This window comes from Gillisia marina, from assembly GCF_000258765.1.
Classification (GTDB): domain Bacteria; phylum Bacteroidota; class Bacteroidia; order Flavobacteriales; family Flavobacteriaceae; genus Gillisia; species Gillisia marina.
Genome location: NZ_AJLT01000040.1, coordinates 25167 through 45349, shown reverse-complemented (window position 1 = coordinate 45349; position 20183 = coordinate 25167). Strand labels below are relative to the sequence as shown.

General features: G+C 35.1%; 18 protein-coding genes. 13 read left to right on the top strand and 5 right to left on the bottom strand.

Annotated features, from left to right (window positions below; all coding sequences use genetic code 11):
- Positions 1-73: 73 nt before the first annotated feature.
- The 11 genes from ON07_RS10350 to ON07_RS10305 all read left to right on the top strand — a co-directional run bounded on the left by ON07_RS10350 (position 74) and on the right by ON07_RS10305 (position 13405).
- Positions 74-2011, top strand: a complete 1938-nt coding sequence (locus ON07_RS10350) for a heavy metal translocating P-type ATPase (protein ID WP_010230996.1) — start codon at positions 74-76, stop codon at positions 2009-2011.
- 197 nt (positions 2012-2208) lie between these two features.
- Positions 2209-3369, top strand: coding sequence for a homogentisate 1,2-dioxygenase (locus tag ON07_RS10345; RefSeq protein ID WP_010230994.1), 1161 nt, complete (start codon positions 2209-2211; stop codon positions 3367-3369).
- A gap of 38 nt (positions 3370-3407) precedes the next feature.
- Positions 3408-3653: a four helix bundle protein gene (locus ON07_RS17820; RefSeq protein WP_010230993.1), complete on the top strand. Its 246-nt coding sequence runs from the start codon at positions 3408-3410 to the stop codon at positions 3651-3653.
- 206 nt (positions 3654-3859) lie between these two features.
- Complete coding sequence (gene hppD / locus ON07_RS10335) at positions 3860-5020, top strand: 4-hydroxyphenylpyruvate dioxygenase (protein WP_010230991.1); 1161 nt, start codon at positions 3860-3862, stop codon at positions 5018-5020.
- 314 nt (positions 5021-5334) lie between these two features.
- Positions 5335-6111 (top strand): DUF3108 domain-containing protein, encoded by a 777-nt coding sequence (locus ON07_RS10330; protein WP_010230989.1) that lies wholly within the window; start codon positions 5335-5337, stop codon positions 6109-6111.
- 4 nt (positions 6112-6115) lie between these two features.
- Positions 6116-7078 (top strand): tryptophan 2,3-dioxygenase family protein, encoded by a 963-nt coding sequence (locus ON07_RS10325; RefSeq protein WP_010230986.1) that lies wholly within the window; start codon positions 6116-6118, stop codon positions 7076-7078.
- Between the two features lie 8 nt (positions 7079-7086).
- Positions 7087-8322 (top strand): M23 family metallopeptidase, encoded by a 1236-nt coding sequence (locus ON07_RS10320; protein ID WP_010230985.1) that lies wholly within the window; start codon positions 7087-7089, stop codon positions 8320-8322.
- A 2-nt stretch (positions 8323-8324) separates the two neighbouring features.
- Positions 8325-9956 (top strand): glucose-6-phosphate isomerase, encoded by a 1632-nt coding sequence (gene pgi, locus ON07_RS10315; RefSeq protein WP_010230983.1) that lies wholly within the window; start codon positions 8325-8327, stop codon positions 9954-9956.
- Positions 9957-10146: 190 nt separating this feature from the next.
- Positions 10147-12474, top strand: a complete 2328-nt coding sequence (locus ON07_RS15240; protein WP_316928136.1) for a TonB-dependent receptor — start codon at positions 10147-10149, stop codon at positions 12472-12474.
- Positions 12475-12656: 182 nt separating this feature from the next.
- Positions 12657-12878, top strand: coding sequence for a hypothetical protein (locus ON07_RS17815; RefSeq protein WP_316928135.1), 222 nt, complete (start codon positions 12657-12659; stop codon positions 12876-12878).
- Positions 12879-12967: 89 nt separating this feature from the next.
- A complete protein-coding gene (locus ON07_RS10305; protein ID WP_010230982.1) occupies positions 12968-13405 on the top strand; it encodes a hypothetical protein in 438 nt (145 codons plus the stop codon).
- 223 nt (positions 13406-13628) lie between these two features.
- Here the strand turns inward: ON07_RS10305 and ON07_RS10300 are convergent, their stop codons facing one another.
- The 4 genes from ON07_RS10300 to ON07_RS10285 form a co-directional block, all read right to left on the bottom strand.
- The gene (locus ON07_RS10300; protein WP_010230980.1) at positions 13629-14282 is read right to left on the bottom strand and encodes an HD domain-containing protein; all 654 of its coding nucleotides are present in this window, start codon (positions 14280-14282) and stop codon (positions 13629-13631) included.
- Between the two features lie 37 nt (positions 14283-14319).
- Complete coding sequence (locus ON07_RS15235; protein ID WP_316928134.1) at positions 14320-14988, bottom strand: lysophospholipid acyltransferase family protein; 669 nt, start codon at positions 14986-14988, stop codon at positions 14320-14322.
- Positions 14989-15110: 122 nt separating this feature from the next.
- The gene (locus ON07_RS10290) at positions 15111-15488 is read right to left on the bottom strand and encodes a hypothetical protein (protein WP_010230974.1); all 378 of its coding nucleotides are present in this window, start codon (positions 15486-15488) and stop codon (positions 15111-15113) included.
- A gap of 215 nt (positions 15489-15703) precedes the next feature.
- On the bottom strand, positions 15704-16114 hold the full coding sequence (locus ON07_RS10285) for a BrxA/BrxB family bacilliredoxin (protein ID WP_010230971.1): 411 nt from the start codon (positions 16112-16114) through the stop codon (positions 15704-15706).
- A gap of 180 nt (positions 16115-16294) precedes the next feature.
- Between ON07_RS10285 and ON07_RS10280 the strand changes: the two genes are divergently transcribed.
- On the top strand, positions 16295-17026 hold the full coding sequence (locus tag ON07_RS10280; protein WP_010230969.1) for a TerB family tellurite resistance protein: 732 nt from the start codon (positions 16295-16297) through the stop codon (positions 17024-17026).
- Positions 17027-17134: 108 nt separating this feature from the next.
- Here ON07_RS10280 and ON07_RS10275 read toward each other — a convergent pair whose 3' ends face one another.
- Positions 17135-19420 carry a TonB-dependent receptor gene (locus ON07_RS10275; protein WP_010230966.1) on the bottom strand — a complete coding sequence of 762 codons (2286 nt, stop codon included), beginning with the start codon at positions 19418-19420 and terminating at the stop codon, positions 17135-17137.
- Between the two features lie 102 nt (positions 19421-19522).
- On the opposite strand from ON07_RS10275, the gene ON07_RS10270 reads away from it, so the two are divergent.
- Complete coding sequence (locus ON07_RS10270) at positions 19523-20179, top strand: metal-dependent transcriptional regulator (protein WP_010230964.1); 657 nt, start codon at positions 19523-19525, stop codon at positions 20177-20179.
- The last annotated feature ends 4 nt before the right edge of the window (positions 20180-20183 follow it).

Sequence of the window (20183 nt, the reverse complement as noted above, 5' to 3'; positions counted from 1 at the left end):
TGTTGAGCTTCCGGATTGCACTACAATTGCAGGTGTTTGGGCTGTATTTTTGTGAAAAATAAATTCAGCCTACATGCCTAATAAAAAGATTGTTTTAGAAGCCGAAGCTCATGACGCTTGCGAAATGTGCGAATCCTCTTCAACGAAATCAAAATTTAATATTTACGCACCTGCCCTTTTCAGCTTTTTAATGCTTGCGATAGGCTTAATAATCGATAATTTTTTGAATACCAGTTTCTTTAGAGGATGGTTTAGAATAGGTTGGTATGTTCTTGCTTATATGCCTGTGGGCTACCCCGTATTAATGCTCGGGATAAAGAATATTCTAAAAGGAAATTTTTTTACTGAATTTTTCTTGATGTCTATTGCTACTTTCGGGGCTTTTGCTATTGGTGAATACCCGGAAGGAGTAGCAGTAATGTTATTTTATGCCGTGGGAGAATTGTTTCAAGGGTCTGCCGTTAAAAACGCTAAATCAAATATTAAGGCGCTTTTAGATGTGCGTCCAAATATTGCTTCAGTATGGCGCGACAATAATTATATACAAGTACATCCGGATAAGGTAAACGTGGGAGAGAAAATTCAGATTAAATCTGGAGAAAAAATTCCTTTGGACGGTATCTTATTATCAGATAAAGCGGAGTTAAACACTGCGGCACTTACTGGAGAAAGTAAACCTCAAACTATTAGAAAAGGAGAAACTGTGCTAAGTGGCTCTATAAATCTAAATGGAGTTATTGAAGCTGAAGCCACAAAAATTTTTAAAGAAAGTACCGTAGCAAGAATTATAGAACTAGTACAAAATGCAAGTTCCAGAAAAGCCAAAACAGAGCTTTTTATAAGAAAATTCGCTAAAGTATATACTCCTTTCGTTGTAATCTCGGCAACTCTGCTTGTATTGATTCCGTATTTTATAGTAGAGAATTATGTTTTTTCAGACTGGCTTTATCGAGCACTAATATTTTTGGTGGTTTCCTGTCCATGTGCTTTAGTGATATCTGTGCCGCTTGGCTATTTTGGTGGATTGGGAGCAGCTTCAAAAAACGGAATTTTATTCAAAGGAGCTTCTTATTTAGATGAGATCACTAAGATCAATACCTTAGTAATGGATAAAACCGGAACGGTAACAAAGGGTGTTTTCGCGGTGCAAGAAATTGAGACAAATGGACTGGAAAAACAGGAATTTTTAAATTACCTGATTGCTCTGGAAAAAAAATCTACGCACCCCATTGCTCGAGCTATAGTAGAAGGAACTTCGACAACTCAGAGTTTTTCAGTAGAAAAAGTCAGGGAGGTTTCAGGTAAAGGATTAGCGGGTACGGTAAATGGCAAAAAGCTGCTTGTTGGAAATGCTGAGTTACTAGAGCAGCATAAAGTTGATTTTCCAGACATTATTCGCAACATCGTGGATACTGTTGTTTTAGTGGCAATCGACGGGAAATATGCAGGTTATGTAAGCCTTGCAGATGAATTGAAGGAAAGTGCAAAAAAGAGTATTTTGGAATTAAAGAAATATGGAATCAATAAGATTGTGATGCTTTCCGGAGATAAGGATTCGATTACTCAAAAAGTGGCAAAAGATCTTGAAATAATTGAAGCAAAAGGAGCGCTGCTTCCGGAGGACAAGCTAAATGAGGTTGAAGAACTTAAAAAACAACTAGGCAGAAAAGTGGCGTTTGTTGGCGATGGAATCAACGACGCCCCGGTTTTGGCTGTTAGTGATGTTGGAATTGCCATGGGTGGCTTAGGGAGTGATGTAGCCATTGTAACGGCTGATGTTGTAATACAAACAGATCAACTTTCTAAGATCTTAATGGGTATAAAAATTGGAAAATCAACCAGAAATGTGGTTTGGCAAAATATTGCGTTGGCATTTGGGGTTAAGGCTGTGGTCTTAATTATGGGTGCTGTTGGAATGGCAACGATGTGGGAAGCTGTTTTTGCTGATGTTGGTGTAGCATTTTTAGCAATTCTTAATGCAATTAGACTTCAGAAAATGAACTGGGATTAGAAGAAACTATCATATTAAGTAAATAATTTTCCGTTATAGGAAATCAGCTTTAACCTAATATCTTCCTTTTACTTTTAAGCCTTCTTTAGTATAATTTTGATAAAAAATATCGATATTTGTTAGACTTGACAGCAAACTTCATTGGTGTAAGGAATAAATTTCATATCCTGAAGTTTTAACTAAAAAATAGAGATCTCATGCCATTTTATCATAAGCTGGGGAAAATTCCACATAAGCGCCATACCGTTTTCAAAAAACCAGATGGTAGCTTGTATTATGAACAACTCTTTGGAACAATAGGTTTCGATGGGATGTCTTCAAACCTATATCACGAAAATAGACCTACACAGGTTAAGGAAATTAAAGGTAGTTATAGTGTTAAGCCGAAAATTGCGACTGCCAACAATATAAAATCATATAGATTTAAGGGGTTTCAAGTTATTCCACATCCCGATTATTTGGAAAGCAGAAAGGTGGTTTTAACCAATAGCGATGTAGATATTGCATTGGCGGCACCACAAGAATCTACAGGGGATTATTTTTATAAGAATACCGATGCAGATGAGTTGCTGTTTATTCATAAAGGAAGCGGGAAATTAAGAACACATCTTGGAAATCTTGATTTTAAATATGGAGATTATTTACTAATTCCACGTGGAGTGATCTATAAGTTGGATTTTGACGATGAAAATAACCGACTCTTTATTGTAGAATCCAGAAGACCAATTTATACTCCAAAAAGATACAGAAACTGGTTTGGGCAATTATTGGAACACTCTCCATTTTGCGAGCGTGATCTAAGACAACCTTACGAATTGGAAACCAATGACGAAAAAGGGGAATTCTTGATTAAAGTTAAAAAGCAAGGTGAGATTTTCGATATGATTTATGCTACACATCCTTTCGATGTGGTTGGTTACGATGGGTATAATTATCCTTATGCCTTTTCAATACACGATTTTGAACCGATAACAGGAAGAATCCATCAGCCGCCACCAGTGCATCAGACTTTTGAAACAGATGCTTTTGTGGTTTGTAGTTTTTGTCCTAGAAAATACGATTATCACCCAGAAAGTATTCCGGCACCCTATAACCATAGTAATATAGATAGCGATGAGGTGTTGTATTATGTGGATGGGGATTTTATGAGTAGAAATGATATTGAAGCAGGACATATTTCTTTACATCCGGCGGGAATTCCTCATGGTCCACACCCGGGATCAGTAGAGCGCAGTATTGGGCAGACGGAAACAGAAGAGCTGGCAGTAATGGTAGATACATTTAAGCCATTAATGGTAACAGAAGAAGCCATGAAAATTGCTGACGATACGTATCATAAATCATGGTTAGATCATTGATTTTAATTAGATAATTAGAAAGTTAGAAAATTTGAATTATGACTTTTAATGAGAGATATAAAGACAATATAATTCTAATTAAGAGTTTTGAATTTTCTAAAAATATTATAGAATTCACGGAGTGTCTCGAGAGAGAAAGAAAATTTGTAGTAGCCAATCAATTAATCAAATCGGGTACTTCGATTGGAGCGAATTTTAAAGAAGCTCAAAATGGAGAAAGTAAAAAAGATTTTATTCATAAATTAAAGATTGCCTTAAAAGAGGCAGATGAAACGGAATATTGACTCTTTTTATGTGACGAAATGAATTCTTATCCGGACTGTAAAAATCTAATTAATGAATTGGAAACAATTATTAAAATTTTAAATAAAATAATAAGTTCATCTACTATTAGATTGAACAATAGTAAATCAAACTGAAATTTTGAATATGATTGGAAAGTGAAAATCATCTCATTTTCTAATTATCAAATTTTCTAATATAAGTTAAAATGAGTAAAAAGGTAGAATCAGTAAATTACGGATTAGAGAAAATATTTGAAGGAGCGCAAGATTTTTTGCCTCTCCTAGGAACAGATTATGTAGAGTTGTATGTTGGAAATGCAAAACAAGCTGCACATTTTTATAAAACGGCATTTGGTTTTCAGTCATTAGCTTATAAAGGATTAGAGACAGGGAGCAAGGATACCGTTTCTTATGTTTTAAAGCAAGATAAGATTAGATTGGTACTTACTTCGCCATTGACATCTAAACAAGAGATCAACAAGCATATTGTAAAGCATGGCGATGGGGTTAAAGTTGTAGCACTTTGGGTGGAAGATGCCAGATCTGCTTATGAAGAAACTACAAAGCGCGGTGCTAAATCGTATTTAGAACCAATAGTAGAAAAAGATGAGCATGGAGAAATAGTGAAGGCTGGAATTTACACGTATGGTGAAACAGTACATATGTTTGTAGAGCGTAAAAATTACAACGGAACTTTTATGCCAGGTTTTGTAGAGTGGATTTCAGATTACAATCCGGAGCCAGTTGGGTTAAAATATATTGACCACATGGTTGGAAATGTAGGCTGGAATGAAATGAACATTTGGGTGAAATGGTACGAAGATGTAATGGGCTTTGTTAATTTCCTTTCTTTTGATGACAAACAAATTCATACCGAGTATTCTGCTTTAATGAGTAAGGTAATGAGTAATGGGAACGGAAGAATTAAGTTTCCTATTAACGAACCTGCTGAAGGGAAGAAAAGATCTCAAATTGAAGAGTATTTGGATTTCTATGAAGGCCCTGGAGTTCAGCATATTGCTGTGGCCACAGATGATATTGTTAAGGCGGTTACAGACCTAAGATCTAGAGGAGTAGAATTTTTATCGACCCCTCCAGATGAATATTACAATGCAGTTCCGGGAAGATTAGAAGAATTTAGTCATGAGCTGCGTGAAGATCTTGATAGATTAAAAGGGTTGGGAATTATGGTGGATGCAGATGAAGAAGGTTACTTATTACAAATTTTCACCAAGCCAATTCAGGACAGACCAACCATGTTTTTTGAGATCATTCAACGAATGGGTGCAAAAGGTTTTGGTGCAGGGAACTTTAAAGCCTTATTTGAGTCGATTGAAAGAGAGCAAAAATTGCGAGGAACATTGTAAAAGGAATCAATTAATTATATACTTAGTTGTATAAGAACCAAATAATTGCCGACTTGATAAATTTTGAGTTAAAGTTTATTTTAAGGTTGCAAAATAGGGTAAATCTCAGGACTTTTGCACCGCATTTTTGGAGTGGTTACCAAGAATGAATTAAATTTTTTTCATAATTTAAGTTTTAGTTGGTTAATAAGATAAAATCCCCATCATTAATTTGATGGGGATTTTTAGTTTTATACATTTGGAATAGAAATTGTAATTCTTCGTTATCAATACAACTTAAAAAGTTTATTAGGTGTTAATTAAAACCCCAATACATGAAAAATAGATTTACAATTCTTTGTCTCCTCGCAATATTGTTGCCGTTAACTTCATTTTCTCAGAAAGCATTTCAAGATGGAGAATGGTTTAAATTCAGGATTCATTACGGCCCATTTAATGCTAGTTATGCTACCATTGGTGTAAATGAGACAAATCTTAATAATAAAAAAGTATATCATATAGTTGGTAAGGGGAAATCTACCGGTTTACTGCATTTATTTTTTAAAGTAGACGATAATTACGAAACATTTATTGATAAGAGAACGGGATTGCCATATAGATTCATTCGTAAAATAGATGAAGGAGGGCATACAAAAGACCTTCAAATTGAATTTGATCAAGACAATAATAAGGCCGAAGTATTTGACAAAAAACATAACGAGAACACAACCTTTACAACAGAGAAGAACGTTCATGATATGTTATCGGCATTTTATTATGTTCGAAATGATATCAACCCAAACAGCCTAAGAGCAGGAGATGAGATTCATTTGAATATGTTTTTTGATAAAGAAAATCATGATTTTAAATTAAAGTTCCTCGGAAAGGAAGTTTTGAACACAAAATTTGGTAAAATTGCCACGTTAAAATTCAGGCCCTATGTTTTGGCTGGAAGAGTATTCAAAGAGCAAGAAAGCCTTACTTTTTGGATGAGTGATGATAAGAATAAAATTCCGGTAAGAATTGAAGCAGATCTTGCGGTTGGTTCGCTTGCGGCCGATCTGGATGAATTTAAGGGATTAAAGCATCAGCTAAAAATTATAATGAATTAAAAGAATGAACGAAATTAAACCCGAGATTGCTGAGAGAATTTTATTGCTTGAGGAAAAATTCAAGAATTCTGGTCAGGATATGGGTTCTTACCTGGATGGGCTTTTATACGATAAATACCTCACTTATTGGGATTATATAAGTTTAGACACTTTATTAAGCCTACAAAATCCAAAAACACATTTCCCGGATGAGGAAATATTTGTCACCTATCACCAAATTACAGAGCTGTATTTTAAGCTGATTTTGCATGAGCAAAAGCAAATAATTGCTGAAGCGAATTTAACCGCATCCTATTTTATTGAAAAAGTAACTCGTCTTAATAGGTATGTGCTCATACTTATTAATTCTTTCGATGTAATGATCAAAGGAATGGAGCGCGAGCAGTTCCTTAAGTTTAGAATGGCTTTATTGCCTGCAAGTGGTTTCCAATCGGCTCAATTTCGAATGATCGAGATCAATGCAACCCCACTTCAGCATTTAATTCCTTTTAAAGAGCGTGATAATTTTTCTTCAGAAAATAGCGTAGAAGAACTTTATGAGAATATCTATTGGAAAAAAGGTGGGATAGATCTTTCTACAGGTGAGAAAACGCTCACTCTTAAACAATTTGAACTTCGTTATACTCCAAGATTCTTGAGAATTGCGAATCTGGTAAAAGGAAAAACTTTATATCATCAATACCTACAACTTCCGGAAGGAGAAAAAAATAATCCTTTATTAATAGAAGGCCTGCGAAACTTCGACACCAATATTAATATTAATTGGCTGTTAATGCATATGGGAGCTGCGCATAGATATCTTAACAAGGATAATAAAACCATTTCTGCTACGGGAGGAACAAACTGGAAGGAATTTTTACCGCCAAGTTTTCAGAAAAACAGTTTTTTTCCTAACCTTTGGAGCCAAGAAGAGTTTGATAATTGGGGTAAGGAATGGGTAGAGCATATGTATAATTCACAAAAATAGCATTGAAATTGAAGAATTTAAAATACTTGCTTTTATTGGTAATTGCATTTACTGCGTGCAATAATGATGAAGAGGCTAAAAATGAAGTAACTGATGTTAAGGCAAAAGAGGTTATTCCTGTTGTTAAGGAATATGGTTTTGTGCTTAATGATTTCGAAGTAGTTCGGGACACTATTCAATCTGGAGATAGTTTTGGGGCGATATTGGATATGCATGGAATGAGTAGGTCCAAGGTCTTTGAGATTACCGAACAAGTGAGCGAAACCTTTAATCCTAAAAGATTAGTGGTTGGGAAGCCTTATGTTATTTTAAAGGCAAAAGACTCGCTTCAAACCCCTGAATATTTTATTTATGAAAATGATAGAATTGACTATACCGTTGTTAATATTGGTGAGAATATAGCTGCTTTCAAATCACAGAAACCGGTAACTATAAAAAGAAAAACCGTTTCGGGCGTGATCGTAAGTAATCTTTCAGAAGCTATGTCTAACCAGGGCTTAAGTATATTATTATCACATGAGTTAAGTAGCATCTACCAATGGAGTATCGATTTTTGGAAGCTTCAAAAAGGAGACCAGTTTAAAATGGTTTATAATGAACGCTACATAAACGACAGTATTTATGCAGGAATAGAAAATATTGAGGGCGCTGTTTTTGTGCACCAAGGGAAGCCATATTATGCCTTCGATTATATGGCAGATCCAGAAAAAGGAGAGTCAGATTTTTATGATGAAGAAGCAAGACCATTACAAAGCTTCTTTTTAAAAGCTCCGTTAAACTTTAGTAGAATTTCTTCTAGATTTTCAGGAAATAGATACCATCCTGTTCAAAAAAGATGGAAAGCTCATAAAGGAACAGATTATGCTGCGCCTCATGGAACGCCTATTTGGTCTACAGCCAACGGGACTGTAATTGCAGCGAGTTATACAGGAGGGAATGGAAATTATGTAAAAGTAAAACACAACGATACCTACACGACTCAGTATTTACATATGTCTAAACGAAATGTTCGGGTTGGAGAACGAGTGAAACAAGGGGATGTCATTGGATATGTGGGAAGCACGGGACTTGCAACGGGCCCTCATGTTTGCTACAGATTTTGGGTTCGTGGAAAGCAAGTAGATCCTTTTAGACAGAATTTACCGGCTGCAGAACCTATCGCAGATAATTTAAAAGAAGATTATTTCGCTGCTATTAAAACGGTTAGATCGAAATTAGACAAAATTCCATTTAAAGAAATTTAGTAATGCTAAATATAGATCCTACCACCACTCTTGCTTGGAAAAAATTACAGGAGCATTTCGAAGAGATAAATGAAGTGGAAATGAAACAACTTTTCTCTGAAGAGCCTCATAGGTTCAATGATCTAAGTATTGTTTGGGAAGATTTTTTAGTCGATTTCAGCAAAAATAGAATTACCAAAGAAACGCAACAGCTTTTGTTGCAACTTGCGGAAGAATGCGGTCTAGAAGAAGCGATCAAATCATATTTTGGAGGGGAAAGTATCAATAGGACCGAGAATAGGCCTGTTTTGCATACTGCTTTAAGAGCAAAAAACTCAGATACTGTCCTTGTTAATGGTGAGAATGTGATTCCTGAAGTCTTCGAGGTGAAGGCTAAAATGGAAGCATTTTCCAATGCTATTATCTCCGGTAACGCCAAAGGATATTCCGGACTAGCATTTACTGATGTTGTGAACATTGGAATTGGAGGTTCAGACCTTGGACCAGTAATGGTTACTGAGGCCTTGAAATTTTATAAGAATCATCTTAATGTACATTATATTTCTAATGTTGATGGAGATCATGTTCACGAAACCCTAAAACCTTTAAACCCTGAAACGACCTTATTTGTAATTGTTTCTAAGACTTTTACAACTCAGGAAACTTTAAGCAATGCGATAACTTCTAGAAATTGGTTTTTAAATGCAGCATCACAGGAAGCTGTTCAAAAACATTTTGTTGCGGTTTCATCGAATGTTTCTAAAGTGAAAGATTTTGGAATTTCTGAAGAAAATATATTCCCGATGTGGGAGTGGGTTGGCGGAAGATTTTCTCTGTGGAGCGCAGTAGGATTATCTGTTAGTCTTGCGGTAGGATTTGCTAAATTCAATGAGCTTTTGGAAGGAGCCCATAAAATGGATTTACATTTTAAGAATACACATTTTAAGGATAACATTCCCGTTCAACTCGCTTTATTGAGTGTTTGGTATAACAACTTTTTTAAGGCAGAAAGTGAAGCCGTTATTCCATATTCTCAATATCTTCAAAAAATGCCGAGTTATCTTCAGCAGGCAATTATGGAGAGTAACGGAAAAAGTATCGATAGAAATGGAAATCCTGTCAATTATGAAACAGGAAATATCATTTGGGGAGAACCGGGAACCAATTCTCAACATGCTTTTTTTCAATTAATTCATCAAGGAACAAAGCTAATTCCGGCAGATTTTATTGGCTTTAAGAAATCTTTATTTGGGGATAAAGATCATCACGATAAATTAATGGCTAATTATTTTGCTCAAACAGAAGCTTTTTTAATGGGTAAATCTGAAGATGAGGTAAAAAAAGAATTGACCGAACAAGGACTTAGCTCAGATGAAATTCAAAAATTAATACCATTTAAAGTCTTTAAAGGGAATAAGCCAACAAATTCACTTTTAATTGAAAGACTAACTCCTGAAAGCTTGGGCAAATTAATCGCTATGTATGAACATAAGATCTTTGTACAGGGCATTATATGGAATATCTTCAGTTTCGATCAATGGGGAGTGGAGTTAGGGAAGCAATTGGCGTCAAAAATTCTCACAGAAATAAATACATCTGACATCTCTAATCATGATGATTCTACAAAAAATTTGTTAAATTTTTATTTAAAATAATAATTTCCGGATTGTTGATAAAAGGTTAATAGCTTTAAGAGGCTATCTTTTAATCATTTGCATAAAAATGCTATGTTTGTTGCGCTTAAAATGTTAAAGTTAAAAATATTAACGTTTAGATAAAGTTAGATTTTTAGAAAATGACGTTTTTTGCACCGAATTATAAACTAAACACACAAACAATTTACGCATGAGGAAATTATTAGCCCTAGCATTGTTTTTAACGACTGCTACAATTTTTGCTCAAGGAACCCTTACCGGTACGGTAATGGACTCTGAGATGAATGCCCCATTGCCAGGAGCAACTGTAATGATAGTTGGTACTAACAATGGAACTACGACTGATTTTGATGGTAAGTTTTCTTTAAATGTTGAAGCTGCTTCGGGAACTGTTCAGATTAGTTTTATTGGTTTCGAAAAGAAATCGATGAAGTTTACACTTGCAAATGGTGAAACAAAAAACTTAGGTAGTATTGCGTTGGGTACAGATGCAAATGCTCTTTCGGAAGTTATTGTAACTGGAATTGCAGATTTAGCAAAGGATCGTCAAACTCCGGTTGCTGTTTCTACTATTAGAGCAGAGGTAATTCAAGAAAAATTAGGAAATCAAGAATTTCCTGAAATTTTGAGTACTACTCCTTCTATTTATGCTACTAAGCAAGGTGGTGGTTTTGGAGATTCACGTATTACAATTCGTGGATTCGATACACAAAATTCAGCAGTAATGATTAACGGTATTCCCGTTAATGATATGGAGAATGGTCGTATTTTTTGGAGTAACTGGGCTGGTTTAAGCGATGTTACTACTGCAATACAAGTACAACGTGGATTAGGTTCTTCTAAATTAGCAGTTTCTTCTGTGGGTGGTACAATTAACGTTGTTACTAGATCTGCAGATAAAGCGGAAGGTGGAAAAGTTCAAATATCTGCCGGAAACGATGGTTATTTAAAAACTTTAGCTTCTTATAATACAGGTTTAGGTGAAAATGGATTATCTGCATCCTTCCTTTTAAGTCGTACTTCAGGAGATGGGTATGTAAACGGGACTCAGTTTGAAGGATATAATTATTATATAGGTGTTGGTTATAAAGCTAATGACAACCATGAATTCAATTTCATGTTAACAGGTGCACCGCAACAGCATAACCAAAGAAGTTTTTTCACACCTTTGTCTAGTTACCTTAAATATGGTAAAGACGGTGAGCCAAATGAAAAATACAATCCAGATTTTGGATATAGAAATGGTGAAGAATTTACTTTCGCAGGAAATTTCTATCATAAACCAGTAGCATCATTAAGCTGGGAATATGGAATATCTGAAAAATCAAAATTATCTACCTCTGCATATGCTTCCTTTGGTCGTGGTGGATCTATAGGTTCTATTGGTAGAATAAATGGAAATCAGTCTTTTAGATTGCCATTAACTGAAGATGGTTTACTTCCAATAGACGATGTTTTTGCATGGAATTCTGGTCAAGATGTTCCTTCTTTAGGAGATCCTAGACAACCTTATTCAGGTGAAGGGCAATTTCAAGGACAATTTGTAAATAGTGGTAATGGAGATCGTAGTGGAGAAAATGGAATCTCCCAAAGATCTTCTGTAAACTCACATAACTGGTTCGGGATTATTTCAAATTTTGAAACTGAATTGAATGAAAATTTAACTTTAGATTTTGGAGCAGATTTACGTTCTTATAAAGGATTTCACTACAGAAGGTTAGTAGACCTTATGGGAGCAGATGTATATCGTTCAACTGCAGATGTAAATAACCCATCTAGATTTTTGTCTGAAACGTATAAGCCAACCGCTGGAAATGCTTTGAACGTATTTAGTAGTATAGACGACGAAGAGAAAATAGATTACTATAACGAAGGTCTTGTAAGATGGGCTGGTGTTTTTGGTCAATTAGAATATATTAAAGGTAAAGTTTCTGCATTTGTTCAAGGATCGGCATCTAATCAAGGATTTAAAAGAGTTGATTATTTTGATGAACTTGAAGGGAATCAAGAAACAGATTGGGAAAATATTCTTGGTGGAAACATTAAAGGGGGGCTTAACTTTAACATAGACGAGAACCACAATATTTTTGGAAATATTGGATACTACTCTAAGCAACCTTTATTTGATGCAGTTTATCCTGGAAACAGAAATGACTTGAATGAAGACCTTAAAAATGAACAAGTATTTGGACTTGAATTAGGATATGGTTTCCGTTCTCAATTTTTTAATGCAAATGTGAACCTTTACAGAACATCATGGGCAGATAGATTTGAAACAACTTCTGCAACCTTCTTTAGAGGTACCGATGATGAAATTAGAGGAACTGCGAATTTACAAGGAATCACTCAAGTACACCAAGGAATAGAATTTGACTTCTACGGAAGAGTAGGAGATAAATTTAGATGGAATGCAATGCTTTCTGTTGGTGATTGGGAATATAAGGATGATGTAAGTGCTAATTTCTTTGATAATAGTCAAAACCCAATTCCAGGTGTTGAACCAGGTGTTCTTAACTAGATGGTGTAAAAGTTGGTAATGCAGCACAATTCACAGCAAGTGCAGGTGTAGATTATACGATTGTAGAAAACTTTAAAGTTGATGCTACTTATAGATTTGCAGATAATTTATATGCAAGTTATGATGCTGACGATGCATTAGATAATGAAAACTTTGATGTTTTTGAATTACCTTCTTTTGGATTGTTAGACTTAGGAGCTTCTTATGGTTTAGATCTTGGAGAGAACAGATTAGGGTTTAGAGTGAACGTAAATAACGTTACAGATAATATTTATATTTCTGAGTCTAATACTAATATTCAAGCAGGTCCTGAGGACACTACTTATGATGGAATAAACGTTAGAAATAATGTTTTCTTTGGATGGGGAAGAACTTGGAATGCTTCTATTAGTTATAAATTCTAATATCATATAACACAATATTTAAAAATCGCCTTGGGAAACCGGGGCGATTTTTTTATTAAAAAAACTATATTTACCTAAAATCATCAATTATGTACGAAACGATTCAATTTATACACTCCTATTGGGCATATTTGGTCCTAATAGTTTTAATTGTAGCTTCTGTAAATGTTATTGTTGGATATACTACCAATAAAGAATATGCGGCTACTAACTTTAGAATCGCGTTGTTCACCCTTATTGTTTCGCATCTACAATTGCTTATCGGGTTAGTATTATATTTCACTACGCCTTATTTTAAGATGTGGGGTGAAGTTGGAATGGGTGGAGTAATGAAGGATTCTGTTCTTAGATTATACAATGTAGAACACCCGCTGATAATGATTTTAGCTGTGGTTTTAATAACTATGGGGTATTCTAAACATAAAAAGAAACTTACCTCTAAGCCAAAATTCAAGATCTTGGCTATATTTTATACGTTAGCTTTAATTTTAGTGCTTTCAAGAATCCCTTGGAGTGCCTGGTTTTAAAGAATCTAATCATAAATAAATTGTCAGGTGGATCCTGTCGAAACCTCATTAGTAACAAAGTAGTATTAAAAAAAGCCCCGCAATTGCAGGGCTTTTTCATTAGTTGGAATCGTTTAAGCAAAATTAAATTTGTCAGGTTGAGCCTGTTGAAAACTCTGGTTTATATCAAGCATATTTCGACAAGCTCAATATGACATTTAGAAAAAAAAACAGAGAGATCCTTTTATAGTTTCCCATTCCACTCTGCGTAGAATTGCTCTAAAAAACCTTGCATATATTTATGTCGCTGCTCTGCAATTGCCTTTCCGGTTTCGGTATTCATTCGGTCTTTTAGCAATAACAGCTTTTCATAAAAGTGGTTTATAGTGGGTGCTGTCGAGGCTTTATATTCCTCTTTGCTCATTTTAAGATTTGGTTGGATCTCTGGGTCATATAAGCTTCGACCTTTAAATCCGCCATAATTAAAGGCTCTTGCAATTCCTATTGCTCCAAGTGCATCGAGTCTGTCGGCATCCTGAACAACTGCTAGTTCTTTCGAGTGAAAAGATTGGTTGGTGTTTCCTCCTTTAAAGGAGATGTTTTCAATGATATTAACCACATGAACAATTACTTCTTCCTGCACATTTTGAGAGCTTAAAAAGGCTCTGGCCACTTTTGGTCCAATAGTTTCATCTCCATTATGGAATTTAGAATCGGCAATATCATGGAGTAATGCTCCTAACTCAATAGTTAAAAGATCTACCTCTTCTGTAGCAGCGATTAATTTAGAATTATTTAAAACCCTAAGAATATGAAACCAATCATGTCCGCCTTCAGCATTTTTTAATGTTGCCTGAACAAAAAGAATAGTATTTTTTATGATTTTTTCTGAAGTCATTTAAAGGAATATTGAAAAGTGAAATAAAATGATTTGCTTAAATAATATCAGCAATTATAGTACGCTCCACTTTTGCGATAATACTATTTGCATCATCTGAATTTGCCTGAATTGGCTGGTGGATCTTCATTTTGATATTATGACCAATTCCTAATGGGAAACTACCATATTCGAACAATTTCCAAGAATTATTGATGGTAATGGGAACTACCATTGCTTGCGGCATTTTCTTCAACATAATCTGTAATCCTGTTTCTGCAAATTTCTTTGGTCTCCCGTCTCTACTGCGGGTACCTTCTGGGAATATCACTGCAGAATAGTTGTTCTTATTCAAGTAATCTGCAAATTTAGAGATGGTAACAACGGCTTGCTTTGGATTTTTTCGATCTATCAAAGCAGAACCTCCATGCCTAAGATTATATGAAATTCCGGGAATTCCTTTACCTAACTCTTTTTTACTGATAAACTTGGGATAATGCTTTCTTAAATACCAGATAATTGGTGGGATGTCGTATATCCCCTGATGATTGGAAACAAAAATGCAAGGCACATCTGTTGGGATTTTATGCGGATTATCCACGCTAAAGGTGGTGCCCAAAATATTAAGGCATCGCATTAGGGTAAGATTAAAAACATCTACGGAGGTTTTATGAGCTTCTTTTCCAATAAAATTAAAACAGAACCACTGAACTCCGTGAAAGACCACTAATGTTAGAAAGAAAAAAAAAGTAAGATAGTATAGAAAGAGGATAGGCAAGTAGTTTCTTCATTTTAAAAGTGCTTGCTGCAAAAATACATTTTTATGTGAAAAACAATCCTAAGATGTGCTTAATCTAAAGCAACACATTTCCCATCACTACATTCAATATTTTCTGGAGGAGAAGGGATGCTACAATCGCTCATAATACCATTTTGCTTATTGTAGGTGTCTTCAGCTGCGGTGTATTTATCGACTAAGTTTTTAAGTTTTTCGAGATCTACTTCAGAAGAAAAAACCAGATATCCTTGAGGTCCGCCACAGGCTTTTGTTCCGTAGGCGATATAACTACACTGAGAACTGTCAGAACAACTACTCTCATTTATTAATTCTTGGATAACCTCAAATTGCGTTTCGAGTTCCTGAAGCGTTATAATTTGGGCTTCTTCAGAATTCTGGCAGCTTGCGGCACTAGCGATAAATAATAGTAATATTACGAATAGTTTCATTAGTTAAAACTTGAATTTAGCAGAAGAAAGATACTAATTATTTACTTCAATTTAAAGCATAGAAAAAGCCGATTTCTAATTAAAAAAATCGGCTTTATATAATTTTAAAAGAGCATCTGATGGCAAGCTTATAAATTTTGCCCCTAACTTTCGATAGGAAAATACCTCAAAAAAGGCTTTTATAAGCTTCCAATGTTTAAACCCTTAATCAGGGTTTAACAAAACTCGTTGTAAGCACTTGTTAAGTTATCTGCGATCATCTCTGCAGGACGCCCTTCAATATGATGACGCTCTAACATGTGAACCAATTCACCATCTTTAAACAAAGCCATACATGGTGAAGAAGGAGGGAAAGGGATCATGTAGCCACGAGCCTTATCTGTAGCTTCCGTATCTACACCTGCAAAAACAGTTACTAAATTATCCGGAGTTTTACTGTTTTGTAAAGAAATTCTAGCTCCCGGACGTGCATTCGCAGCCGCGCATCCACAAACGGAATTCACAACCACTAACGTAGTTCCTTTCTTTTCCATAGCAGCATCAACATCTGCAACGGTATGTAATTCTTGAAAACCTATTTTTGTAAGGTCCTCTCTCATTGGTTTAACTAAATCTGCTGGATACATATATAGAATTTTTATTATAATTTATAAAGGGCAAAGGTACAAATTAACTTTCGCTCTTCATATCTCAATTTCCTATATGCTAATAGGTTCTCCTTATAGATGTGAAAGTCAAGTTTATGGGATATGTCTATTTAATACCTATTCAAAATAGTATATTTGCGGCTTATCAAGTAGGAATTTATGTTTAAATGGATATTAGCCTTTGTTGGCTATATGTTTTTCAGATACCCGGGAGCAGTACTGGGATTTATATTAGGAACTGTAATAGATAATTGGAATAGGTCTTCGGGAGGATTTAATTCAGTTTTTAAAACTGAAAGTAATACGGTGTCTCCGGGCGATTTTGAATTGAATCTTCTTTCCTTAGCTTCTTTAGTTATTAAAGCAGATGGACAAGTATCACAATCTGAAATGGATTATGTGCGTACTTATTTTGTACAGGCCTATGGAAAGGAGCGTGCAAATGCCACTTTTCGCACTTTTAATGAAGTTATTAAGAACAGGGGAATTTCCGCACAACGTATTGGATTATACCTGCAGCAACGCACCAAATATGAAGTTCGGCTACAGATCTTACACTTCTTATTCAGTATAGCACAAGCAGATGGGAATGTTTCTAATGCTGAGCTATCACAACTTCAATCTATTGCAGGGTTTTTAGCCTTGAATAACAGAGATTTTGAAAGTATTAAGGCGATGTTCTTTAAAAGTGCCGATAATGCCTATAAGATTCTCGAAATCGAAAAATCTGCAACAGATGCTGAAGTGAAAAAGGCGTTTAGAACCATGGCTAAAAAATACCATCCAGATAAACTGCAACACATGGATGAAGCTTACAGAAATGGAGCTGAAGAAAAATTTAGAATGGTACAAGAGGCTTACGAGAAAATTCAGAGAGAGCGAGGGATTTAAATTTCATTTCTCCTTAAGAAAACTACAATCTGCTATAAATTAAGAACTGCCCCTAAATTAATAGAGGCAGCTCATCTAGAAAACAAAATTACAAAGCAATTTTGTTATTTATAATAATTTATTACCAAACTTAAGTCCTACAAAAAAGGTTCTTGGTCTGGAAGGTCCATAAACATAGGTTGCATCTCGGTCTACCCCAAGATCAAAATCTTCTTGATATTCATTAAAAATGTTTTGTACACCCCCGCTTAATTCAAGATCGAAATTCTCTGCAAGCTTAAAGGTGTAAGCGGTTTTAAAATTAACCTCCATAAAACCTTCGGTCTTTTCTAGCCTGTCTTCTGCTATAAATCCTGCTAAATGCGGTACATACATACTTCCTGTATATACCCCGGAAAGATTGTTTTGCCAAGCTTTTACAGGAGCATAGGTAAGTATGAAGTTCCCGTAAAAATTTGGAGACTTAAAGAAATTATCAGCATTTTCTAACGAAGCGTTAGGATCGTCACTATACTGAACAGGCTTATCATAAACTGCTTTTTGCAGCGTACCTCCGGCTTGTAGTATCCAATATTGGTTTGGTGCATATACTGCATCTACATTAATTCCATACACATTAGCCCCATCTCCATTTCGTTTTTCAAAAATAGTTTCTGAAGTTCTTTCAAGAATAAAAGGATCATTTAGTCGTGTGTAGAAAGATTCTAATGTTAGCTGATAGTTCTCATCTAATGTGGTTTTAGTCCAATCTACGGAAGCTAAAAAACTATGTGAGGTTTCCGAAACCAAGTCGTCTGCCAATTGTACCAAACTAACTTCTCCAGCTGCAATTCTTGCATGTATATCTTCTGTAAAAACTTGCGGAGCTCTAAACCCTTTAGCATAACTAGTTCTAAATTGAAGATTATCGGTGGCGCTATAAAGGATATTCAATCTCGGGTTAAAGACTACATTCTCTTCTGAAATATTATGGAAATCTGCACGCAGTCCTCCTAAAATGGTCAATTTATCTGAAGCTTTCCATTCCTGTTGCCCATAGATCCCAAATATGTTTAGAGTCTGGTTTACAAAGGCATTATAACCTGGTTTTTCATCCTTCATTTTACTATGCTTGTATTCTGAACCTAAGGTGAACACAGCAGTCCCGTTTAAAAAACTATCTTGATTGATGGAGGCTTGTGCGCCTGCCACATAAGTTTGGTCTTTTGTGTTTCCAAAACCTAAAATACTTTCTTCTAAAGTCTCACCTTTTCCTCCATAAAAATTGTCGTTTTTTGAATGTTGGGTAGTAGTGTAAACAGAATATTGTAATTTTTTATCTTCGGTAAAACCTTCAAATGTTAAGCCTCCGCCAACAACATCACTTGTAATTTGCTCGGTTATATCGGCTTCAAAAGGAAGTAGATCTAAATTATTACCACCTCTTCTAAACTCGTGGGTAGTGTGAAAATCTAAGCTCAATTTGGAATTATAGCTAGGTTTAACAAAGGATTTTATTCCGAAGGTTTTATTTTCAATCACCGTGATTTCCGTAAATCCATCATCGTTAACATCAAAAGGACTTCTATCTCTGTACATTCCAAAGACACTTAAACCTGCGTTATAGTCATCGGTTATAATAGTACCATTTAATGTAACCGCTTTATCGATGGCTTCACCATCTATGGCTGCTATGTTACTGGCAACCTCAAATAAATTTTCAGTTGGCTCTTTTGTAATAATATTTATTGTCCCTGCGATGGCATTAGAACCATATAAGGCAGATCCACCACCTCGAACAACTTCTACACGTTCTATAGAATTGGCTGGAATCTGGTCCAGACCATAAACTCCATTTAAAGCGCTAAATACAGGCCTGCTATCTATAAGAATTTGAGTGTAAGCTCCGTCTAATCCGTTCATTCTAACTTGAGAAAATCCACAGTTCTGGCAATTGGTTTCCATACGAAGTCCCGGCTGAAAATTAAGACCTTCACTTAAGCTTATACTTTGGGTTGCCTGAAAGTCTTTTGCAGTAGTTACCGATACTATTACAGAAGCTTCCTGTCTTATTTGTCCGGTTCTACTGGCAGAGACCACAACTTGGTCCAAGCCTAGCACATCTTCTTTTAATGAAAATGATTTTGTAATATTTTTATCTGTTAGCACATCTAAATGCTCTTTTAATGTTTTGTAACCAATAGCTTGAATTATAATATTGTGATGTCCCTGTGGCACCTTCATATTAAATTTTCCATTTTCATTTGTTGTTGTTCCTAGTTGTGTTCCTTCCAAATAAATATTTGCGAAAGGGACAGTTTCTCCATCGGCCATAACCTCTCCGGAAAATTCAATTTTTTGAGCAAAAGCTCCAGTGGAAATTGAGATAAGCAAAAGTGTAATTAGTATTCTCATTAAATATATTTTTATGCAAATATATAATTAAAATTTAGATTAGTCTAAAAATTGATTTAATTAATAATAAATTGTAGTTTAGCGGTCGCAAAACGAGAATTTATGTTCAGCTTATCCGAGGAGAATTATTTAAAAGCTATTTTTCATTTAGAGCGCTCTTTTCCAACAGGAGTAAGTACGAATGCTCTGGCTGAAGAAATGAATACCAAAGCTTCTTCTGTAACAGATATGGTAAAGCGCCTATCTGAAAAAAAACTGGTAAACTATAAAAAATATCAAGGCGTTAAGCTTAGTAAATTGGGCAGGGATACTGCTGTAGAAGTAATTCGAAAACATAGATTGTGGGAAGTTTTTCTGGTAGAAAAATTAAATTTTGCCTGGGATGAGGTTCATGAAGTTGCAGAGCAATTGGAGCACATTAAATCTGAAAAACTTATAAGCGAACTTGATAAATTTCTAGGGTTTCCAAAAAAAGACCCTCACGGAGATCCTATTCCGGATGCTAAAGGCAATATGGTTATTGCAAACAAAATTTTATTATCTGAATTGCAAGTGGGTGAATCCGGTATTTGTGTGGGTGTGAAAGACTCTTCTACAGAATTTCTTCAATATCTAGATAAAAATGATATCGCATTGGGTAAAACAATAAGTATCCTAGAAAAAGAATCTTTTGACCAATCGATGCTTATAAAATTGAATGGAAAAGAACTCAAGATCTCAAGCTTGATCTCAAGTAATTTATATATAAAAACCTCCTAAATTA